Source organism: Mangrovicoccus sp. HB161399 (assembly GCF_013184745.1).
In the GTDB taxonomy this organism is placed as follows: Bacteria; Pseudomonadota; Alphaproteobacteria; order Rhodobacterales; family Rhodobacteraceae; genus Mangrovicoccus.
The window spans coordinates 1-1677 of sequence record NZ_JAATVU010000219.1 but is presented as its reverse complement, the minus strand read 5'-3'; the positions used below and the strand labels follow the sequence as shown (position 1 = coordinate 1677).

The 1677-nt window shown below is 66.8% G+C and carries 1 protein-coding gene; it reads left to right on the top strand.

The window, feature by feature from the left end; translation table 11 throughout:
- The first annotated feature begins 91 nt into the window (after positions 1-91).
- Positions 92-1645, top strand: coding sequence for an ISL3 family transposase (locus HCC78_RS32420; RefSeq protein WP_172332801.1), 1554 nt, complete (start codon positions 92-94; stop codon positions 1643-1645).
- Positions 1646-1677: the final 32 nt, after the last annotated feature.

Below are 1677 nucleotides of genomic sequence, written 5' to 3'. Positions count from 1 at the left end.
GGCTCTGAAAGGGGGCTCTGACTCAATTTTGATGCAGGCCGCGCATTCGGGGCACCTATCTTTCTGACGTAAGTTCAGGAGGATAAGCGAGATGCAACGATTGAGCATGAAAACGCTGCTTCCAGCTGGTCTTGTCGTCGGGAAAGTCTCCGCCGGGGCTGGCCTCATCGAAATCTCCGCACGCGCCGCCGCCGCTACGGAGGCCTGCCCGTGCTGCGGAAGGCGGTCCCGACATGTACACAGCCATTACGTCCGCCAGCTCGCCGACCTGCCTGCGCACGGGCTGGAAGTCCGTGTTCTCGTCGTGGTCCGGCGCTTCCGGTGCTGCGCGCCGCGATGCCCCCGGGCGATCTTCTCGGAACGTCTCCGCCCGGAGGCCGCCCGGCCCTGGCGGCGGCGGACCACGCGGATGCAGGGACTGGTCCGCCAGCTCGCCCTGGCCCTCGGCGGCCGTCCTGCCCAGGCGCTCGGATGGCGGCTCCTTCTCCGCGTCAGCAAGGATGCCTTCCTGCGCAGCCTGGGCACTCCCGAACCGGACGAGATGACGGAACTGCGTGCCATCGGCATCGATGACTGGGCCTGGCGGAAGGGGCAGCGCTACGGGACGCTGATCTGCGACCTCGAACGGCACCGGGTCATTGACCTTCTGCCCGATCGCGAACCGGCAACCGTCGAGGCCTGGCTGAGGAACCACCCGCAGATCGGGATCGTCGCGCGGGACCGCAATGGCGGCTATGCAGGCGCGGTGTCGCGGGCCCTGCCAGACGCGATCCAGGTCGCCGATCGCTGGCACCTGCTCGAGAACGCGAGCGAAGCCTTCCTGCTGGCTGTGAAGAGGAGCATGCCCGCGATCCGCAAGGCGGTCGGTGGCCGTACGGTGGACCCCAAGATGCTGACGGCGGTAGAAAAATTGCAGTATGAAGGCTTTCTGCGGCGCCAGCAGACCAACCGCATGGTTCGCCAGCTGGCCGATGGCGGCATGCCGATCCGGCAGATCATGCGCCAGACCGGCCGCAGCCGCAAACTTGTCCGGCAGGTCATTCGCGGCGAGCGCGAAGATGTCTTCCGCATCCGCGAGAGCAGCCTGACGCCGTGGCTGCCCAGGCTGGAGCGCGAATGGACCGGCGGCTGCCGGAACGGCGCCGAACTCTGGCGCCGACTGCGTTCCGCAGGTTTCCGGGGCAGCCTAAGGGTCGTCGGAGAATGGGCCACCCGCCAGCGCCGCGCCGAGCGGGCGGTCCCCGCGGGAACGGGAAAATCGCCACCCGCCTGCAAGATCGCGCGGTTGCTGACCTCGAGTCGGGACCGCTTGAATCGGGAAGACGCGTTCATGTTTGTCCGCATCGAGGCAGCGCTACCAGCCCTGGCGACCGCCCGGACGCTGGCGGACAGGTTTGCCGACATGGTCCGCTACGGCGCGGAAGCCGCGCTGGCTCCCTGGCTGGATGAGGCCGAGGACAGCATGCTGGGTGCCTTTGCCCGTAGCCTCCGGAAAGATTGCGACGCGGTAGCCGCAGCCTTGAGCGAACCATGGTCGAACGGCCAGACCGAGGGACAGATCAACCGCCTGAAGATGCTGAAGCGGCAAATGTACGGCCGGGCTGGTGTCGCAACGCTGAAGGCGAGGATCACCGCGATGCCATAGGCAAAGGCCTGCATCAAAATTGAGTCAGAGCC